We start from the raw sequence: 6,110 nt of genomic DNA, 5'->3' as shown, positions 1-6,110 counted from the left end.
ATCGTTATTGCGCCGTCGATGATGCCCAGACGGCCTGGCGATCAGGTGAAGACCGATCGGCGTGATGCCATGACGCTGGCCCGCCTGCTGCGTGCTGGAGAGCTTGATCCGATCTGGGTGCCCGACGAAGAGCTTGAGGCGATCCGGGATCTGGTGCGGGCGCGGCGCTCTGCTCAGGAAGCGGCAACCTCAGCAAAGCAAATGGTGCGGAGCTTCCTACTTCGCCATGATCGACGGTATTGCGGCAAAACGGCGTGGACCAAAGCCTATTGGCGCTGGCTGTCAGAGCAACGTTTCGATTTTCCGCATCAGCAACTGGCCTTCGAGGAAGCAAAGCATCGCGTTCTGGAGGCACAGGCGCGCGTGGAAAGGCTGGAGGCGGCGCTCGCGGAAGCAGTGGAGGGCTGGCGATTTGCCGCTCTTGTTCGCAGCCTGCAGGCGCTGCGCGGAGTTCGCTTGATTGTCGCCGCAACTCTGATCGCCGAGGTTGGCGACTTGACGCGGTTCCAGAATCCGAAACAACTGATGGCCTACCTCGGGTTGGTGCCTTCGGAATATTCAAGCGGATCACGCGTCCATCGCGGCCGAATTACGCGGGCCGGCAACGCTCATGCCCGCACCATGCTTGTCGAGGCAGGCTGGACATATCGCCTACCTGCCCGCGAAGAGCGACGTTATCGGGATCGTGTCGCGGGATTGCCTGAGGATATTCAGGCAATCGGTTGGAAGGCGCAGGTGCGTCTTTGCCAGCGTTTTCGCCGATTGTCGGCGACAGGCAAGCCACAGCCCAAGGTCAATACGGCGATCGCTCGCGAACTCGTGGGCTTCGCTTGGGACATCGCTCGCCGGGTGCAGCCGGAGGTGACGGTTTGACCTGCCAGGGGGTTCAGCATCAGCTCAACCCTCTGGCAACATAGGCCTGGCCGGTGTGTCGCGGGCACCCGACTGTGATGGACAATCCTCGGTCAACGTTGGGGCAGGCAAGTCCGACGCCCGTGCTTAGAATGAGGAAGGTCCAGCGACGGACAACGGGTAGTGCGGTAACCAATCCGCGGATGAGAGCTTGATCAATCGTCGTCGATCAGGAGCCCGCGGCACTCCGGCCAGGCCAAATTCACCGCTAGCCGAAAGGTCGGCGGCAGGATAAACTCGTTCTGCAGCGCAGATGGCAGTCATGAGAGCGTTTTCGCCGATTGTCGGCGACAGGCAAGCCACAGCCCAAGGTCAATACGGCGATCGCTCGCGAACTCGTGGGCTTCGCTTGGGACATCGCTCGCCGGGTGCAGCCGGAGGTGACGGTTTGACCTGCCAGGGGGTTCAGCATCAGCTCAACCCTCTGGCAACATAGGCCTGGCCGGTGTGTCGCGGGCACCCGACTGTGATGGACAATCCTCGGTCAACGTTGGGGCAGGCAAGTCCGACGCCCGTGCTTAGAATGAGGAAGGTCCAGCGACGGACAACGGGTAGTGCGGTAACCAATCCGCGGATGAGAGCTTGATCAATCGTCGTCGATCAGGAGCCCGCGGCACTCCGGCCAGGCCAAATTCACCGCTAGCCGAAAGGTCGGCGGCAGGATAAACTCGTTCTGCAGCGCAGATGGCAGTCATGAGAGCGTTGTTTAGCGTACCTTCCACGCTATGCCCTCAATAGGGAAATTGCACGCGCAACTAGGGCCAGATTGAGCAGTAATTTTATTACAACGGCAAGCAGCCCTCGCCTGCCCGGACAGGGGCGGCGCGTGGCATCGGCTAGATTGTTTGTTGGTCTTCCGACGATGGCTAGTCCTTGCGGGCCATCGTCGGAAGTGGACGGCCGCACAAATTGGGGGGCGTGGGCCGCGCCGGGCCTCTAGCATAAAATTACGGCCCTGCATCCCCGGCGTTGATACATTCGTCGCGCAGGGCGCTCGATTGAGCCGCCCCGATCGCGGTCGCCTCAATCGGCATAGCGAGCTGGCAATATGCACATACGCGCATAATTTCCGCTTGCGGGCTATGTATATTTGTGCATAATAGCCGCGATGGATACGGAACGGCCGGTTCGATGGGTGGCATCGTCAAAGCGCGATTTTCGGGAGTTCCCGGACGATGTGCAGGACGTAATGGGCTATGCCCTGCACCTTGCGCAGCAAGGCGGGCAGCACGCCAGCACTAAGCCGTTGAAGGGCTTTGGCGGCGCTGGCGTGGTCGAGATCATAGACGACCACCAAGGCGATACGTTCCGCACGGTCTATACAGTCAAATTCGCGGAGGCGGTCTATGTCCTGCACGCCTTCCAGAAGAAATCCAAGCAGGGCAAGGCCACGCCGCAGGCCGATATGGATTTGATCCGAACGCGGCTGAAATCCGCCGAGGAGCATCACCGGCAACACCAGACCCCGCGAGGCACAGCATGAGCGCACAGGACGAAATCATTGAGGAAGGCAGCGGCAATGTCTTTGCCGATCTAGGCTTTGCCGACCCCGACACCCACCTTTTGAAAGCCCAGCTCGTTACCCGTGTGGCCGAGGCCATGCAGGAGCGGAAGTTGACGCAGATCGCCGCCGCCAAGGTTACGGGATCTACCCAACCGGAATTGTCGCGCATCCTGCGAGGCCAGTTCCGCAGCGTCTCGGTTGAGCGGCTTCTAGCCATGCTCACCCGGCTTGGCTGCAAGGTCGATATTGTCGTGCGCCCGCAGGGGCGGACCACTGAATCGGCCGTGATCCACTTCGCCTAATGTGCGATGATTTCGCGCAAGCCCGGCTCGATATGTTCGAGGCCGGGCTATTCGGCCAAGGGCCTGCCTTCTGGCGCTGGATCGAAACCGACGCGGCGCAACCCTATCTTGCCGCTTTCGCCGCCGATCGACGGCCGCCCGAACCCGGCGAACCCTTCGCTATCGACCTTGCGGCCGACGACTTGCTTGCTCCCGATCGCCTCGCCCAGCTCGCCCTACAGATCGAGGCCGACCATGCTTGATCCCAATCCGTCCGTAGCCGACCTTGACGCATTGCTAGATCGCCACCGCAATGACGATGCGGCTATGGAAAAGATCGTTCGCGGGTATCTCCGTTGCGCGATCTACAGCTATCAGAAGCATTGCGTTTGGCGCGCCTTGCGCCACATCGGCAAGGACGATTGGAGTTTCAAAGAGGAAGACGTTGCCGCCTTGAGGGCCGAAGGCGCGAAATCCATTTCGGACTTTCGAGACTGGCTCATTGAGGAGCTGGCCGGGATGGGGATCAGCGCCCACACCGGCTTGCCGAATTGAGCGCCTAGCGCGCCGTCGCTTCAATTGCTGGCGGTGATTGTGCGCGGAATAAATCGCGGGTCCGCCGTGGGATCGGTAGGCGAAGGATGCAGCATGTCGCGCCGGAAATTCACCGCAACGGAAATAGGCGCGGCGTTCGGCCGAGCCGCCATGACGCGGGCTTGTGGAGCTGGCGCAGCCTCATAGCTGGCCATCGGCTGCACGGCCGCCGAGGTTAGGCCCCCTACCCCGCGTTCCGCTCTGGCGACGACAATTTGAGCGCGATCGAGCGGCCGAGTCTGATCGCCGGTATAGAAAGCCAGATGCCAATGATCGGCATGGCCCCGGTCCCCCGGCCCCAGCAGCTCCGCCACGCGAACACCATGTTGCGCCATCACGGCGCGGATTTGCTCGCGCGTGATCGTGTGCAGCCCGGCACGCGGCACGAAATCCACCGCCTGCCCATATTTGTGAAAGCTGTTGGCGGCCCCGTAATTGGCTTCCAGCGCCCGCCACGTATCGGTTATGCGAGCATTGAACGCAGCGGCCAAGATCGAGGCGACATAGCCCGCCGAGGCGTCGGCGCTGCCTTGGGGCTGGACGATCGCCGGTTGCGCCGCGAGCTGGCCCCCGCCCGTCGCGTCGGCCGCCGTGATCGTGAGCGGGATCGAGGCCGATCGCGCAGCAGGAGCGCCGCCGCTTACCGGGATGCCGTTCACGCTGTAGGTATTATAGCGCGAGGAAAGCCACGCCTCCCAGCGCGCACCTTTCGCCATAATCAGCGCCCGATAGCGGGCATTATGGACCGGCGTTCGGGAATGATAATTGGCAACCCGCGTCCACAGGTCGCCCTTGTCATCCCGGATATGGTTTCTGATACGCCATGCAGCGAGGTTGTAGGGATAGCACCCCGCCGCAAGCACATATTCGGGCCGGATGCCGTAGCGTGCCAGCGATTGAATATAGCTGGAATTGAGCTGCATCGAGCCAAGATCGGCGGTGTTATTGGTGTTCTGGACGCGCGCGCCGGGCCGACCGTTCTCTTGTTCCGCGACCGCCAGCATGACGTTCGCCGGAATGTTATAGCGCAGCGCCGCCGCGATCGAGCATTGCACCCGTTCTTCTATGACAACCGGAGGCAGATCAGCGGCCATGATTAGCTGTCCCCCCTTCTCTGGACGAAGGCCGCAACTTCATCCTCTGGCGTCTCCATGTCGCCCGCATCACGGGCGGCCGAAATGGTATCGCCCGCGAATTGCGCCGTGGGGGGTGGCGATGAATCGGACGAGCTGGCGGGACTGCCCGCGCCGGTCGCGGGAGCGAGCGTTTCACTTCCCGACGATGCCGAGGCGGCCGACGCGCGGATATTGGCCGCCAGTCGGCCGCCCACCGTATTTCCCACCCGCTCTTTCAAAGCGCCCACCGCCATACCAGCGGCAGCGCCGCCGAGGATGCTTGCGGTTTTCGCCGCACGGCTAAGGCCGGTGCGTTGCGTGCCGCCAGTGTCGCCACTTTCGGGCGCGCCTTCACCTTGCGAGCTGGCGGAGCTGGCCTCCCCCTCCCCCGCAGGCGAGCCACCGGCAGCGCCGCCGCCGTTGCCGTCTTCACGATCGGCCGCCTCGCTACCCGCAGCGGCGCTTGCAGCCGTGCCGCCGCCCGCGCTGGCGGCTTCCGAGCCGCCTTGAAGGCCGCTGTTGTCATTGGCCGGGGGGGAACCGCCATCGCCGCCCATAGCGACGCTAAGGGGCGTGCCGCCGCCCCCACCGCCACCGCCGCCGCCGTTATCGCCGCCTCCCGGCATGTCGCCCGCCGACGAAAGCGGTTGCCCGCCTCCCATGCCGGTTTGGCCGCCTTCACCACCGCTCCCACCAGCGGCAGCGAAGGCGGCCTTGATCGCGCTGGCTCCACCCGCAGCGTTCATCGCGCCAGCAGCGATCATAGCCCCACCCGTGGCCGCCGCCCCAGCGGCCATCCCGGCAGCACCCAGCGCGGCCCCTGCCCCAAAGGCTCCGATACCGCCCGCCGCGTGGATCGAGCCGCCGCTTATAACGCCCCCGACCATCGCGGGAACCTTGTTTACGAGCGCCAGAAGGACGACCGCGAAGACAAGCATGGTCCCTAAATCTTGGAGAGACGAACCCTCGCCCGTTGCGGCATAATATTGGTCAAGGAAGGTTTTGCCGACGCCGACGATAAGAACCATCGTCATCAGGGACGCGCCCACCGCGACCACCGTTTTGAAATAGTTCAGCGCAATATCGCTGGTCCACCGCGCGCCGCCGAAGCCCAAAAAGATAACCCCGGCATAGGCGAGGACATAGCCGGAGGCCAACAGCAGCAGCATATTCACGCCGACGAGAGCCAAAACAATCAGGATGCCCAGCGAAACCAAGATAGAAAGAGCGGAATCGACCGGAGTTAGGACGCTGGACGCTTCGACAGCTTGGCGGAAAATGTCGAAACCAATGTCCACAATACCCGATGGCGCGAGATTGTTAGGCAGGCCGGATGCCTGCGCACCCAACGAGCGCAGCCCTTCAATGATCGCCAAGCCGATCGCCGGGCCGTTGATGAGCAGCCACCAGAAGAAGCCGCAGAAGATGGCGAAGCGAATTGCTTCCGAAGCAAATTCGCCAAGATCGGCGCGGCGCAACGCCATTACCCCGAACGTCCAAATGAGGCTGACCGCCGCTAGTGTGCCGAATAGAATTGTCGCGTGCGTTGTGAAGACGCTCGCCCACGCCGCCGCCATGCTCTTATATTTGTTCAGAACATTATCGAGCATACCTTGCGATTGCGCATAGGCGGGAGTCGCGGCGAGCGTGAGCGCCACCCCCAAGGCGGACAGGTGTAGGCGAGCCAGAGCCTTCATAGTGCTA

General features: G+C 62.7%; 7 protein-coding genes. 5 read left to right on the top strand and 2 right to left on the bottom strand.

Annotated features, from left to right (window positions below; all coding sequences use genetic code 11):
- From OOT33_RS17820 to OOT33_RS17800, 5 genes are all read left to right on the top strand, one after another.
- The gene (locus OOT33_RS17820) at positions 1 to 873 is read left to right on the top strand and encodes an IS110 family transposase (RefSeq protein WP_307751206.1); all 873 of its coding nucleotides are present in this window, start codon (positions 1 to 3) and stop codon (positions 871 to 873) included.
- A 1,147-nt stretch (positions 874 to 2,020) separates the two neighbouring features.
- On the top strand, positions 2,021 to 2,395 hold the full coding sequence (locus tag OOT33_RS17815) for a type II toxin-antitoxin system RelE/ParE family toxin (protein ID WP_013041565.1): 375 nt from the start codon (positions 2,021 to 2,023) through the stop codon (positions 2,393 to 2,395).
- Positions 2,392 to 2,718, top strand: coding sequence for a helix-turn-helix domain-containing protein (locus OOT33_RS17810; RefSeq protein WP_006964370.1), 327 nt, complete (start codon positions 2,392 to 2,394; stop codon positions 2,716 to 2,718). The genes OOT33_RS17815 and OOT33_RS17810 overlap by 4 nt, the downstream gene beginning before the upstream one ends.
- Positions 2,718 to 2,960: a hypothetical protein gene (locus OOT33_RS17805; protein ID WP_013041566.1), complete on the top strand. Its 243-nt coding sequence runs from the start codon at positions 2,718 to 2,720 to the stop codon at positions 2,958 to 2,960. Before OOT33_RS17810 ends, OOT33_RS17805 begins: the two co-directional genes overlap by 1 nt.
- Positions 2,953 to 3,252 carry a hypothetical protein gene (locus tag OOT33_RS17800; RefSeq protein ID WP_013041567.1) on the top strand — a complete coding sequence of 100 codons (300 nt, stop codon included), beginning with the start codon at positions 2,953 to 2,955 and terminating at the stop codon, positions 3,250 to 3,252. The genes OOT33_RS17805 and OOT33_RS17800 overlap by 8 nt, the downstream gene beginning before the upstream one ends.
- A gap of 20 nt (positions 3,253 to 3,272) precedes the next feature.
- On the opposite strand, the gene OOT33_RS17795 is transcribed toward OOT33_RS17800, so the two are convergent.
- Positions 3,273 to 4,385, bottom strand: a complete 1,113-nt coding sequence (locus OOT33_RS17795; protein WP_145206862.1) for a transglycosylase SLT domain-containing protein — start codon at positions 4,383 to 4,385, stop codon at positions 3,273 to 3,275.
- A 2-nt stretch (positions 4,386 to 4,387) separates the two neighbouring features.
- Positions 4,388 to 6,103 (bottom strand): P-type conjugative transfer protein TrbL, encoded by a 1,716-nt coding sequence (gene trbL, locus OOT33_RS17790; protein ID WP_030092735.1) that lies wholly within the window; start codon positions 6,101 to 6,103, stop codon positions 4,388 to 4,390.
- Positions 6,104 to 6,110: the final 7 nt, after the last annotated feature.

The sequence above is a fragment of the Sphingobium sp. DEHP117 genome (genome assembly GCF_030867385.1).
Taxonomy (GTDB): domain Bacteria; phylum Pseudomonadota; class Alphaproteobacteria; order Sphingomonadales; family Sphingomonadaceae; genus Sphingobium.
Note: the sequence above shows the minus strand (reverse complement) of the source record. Positions and strands in the feature narration are given on the sequence as shown.

Excerpts from the sequence above, each read along its gene's own strand:
- OOT33_RS17815 (WP_013041565.1), top strand. The coding sequence starts at position 2,021 with ATGGATACGGAACGGCCGGTTCGATGGGTGGCATCGTCAAAGCGCGAT.
- OOT33_RS17810 (WP_006964370.1), top strand. The coding sequence starts at position 2,392 with ATGAGCGCACAGGACGAAATCATTGAGGAAGGCAGCGGCAATGTCTTT.
- trbL (WP_030092735.1), bottom strand. The coding sequence starts at position 6,103 with ATGAAGGCTCTGGCTCGCCTACACCTGTCCGCCTTGGGGGTGGCGCTC.
- OOT33_RS17805 (WP_013041566.1), top strand. The coding sequence starts at position 2,718 with ATGTGCGATGATTTCGCGCAAGCCCGGCTCGATATGTTCGAGGCCGGG.
- OOT33_RS17800 (WP_013041567.1), top strand. The coding sequence starts at position 2,953 with ATGCTTGATCCCAATCCGTCCGTAGCCGACCTTGACGCATTGCTAGAT.
- OOT33_RS17795 (WP_145206862.1), bottom strand. The coding sequence starts at position 4,385 with ATGGCCGCTGATCTGCCTCCGGTTGTCATAGAAGAACGGGTGCAATGC.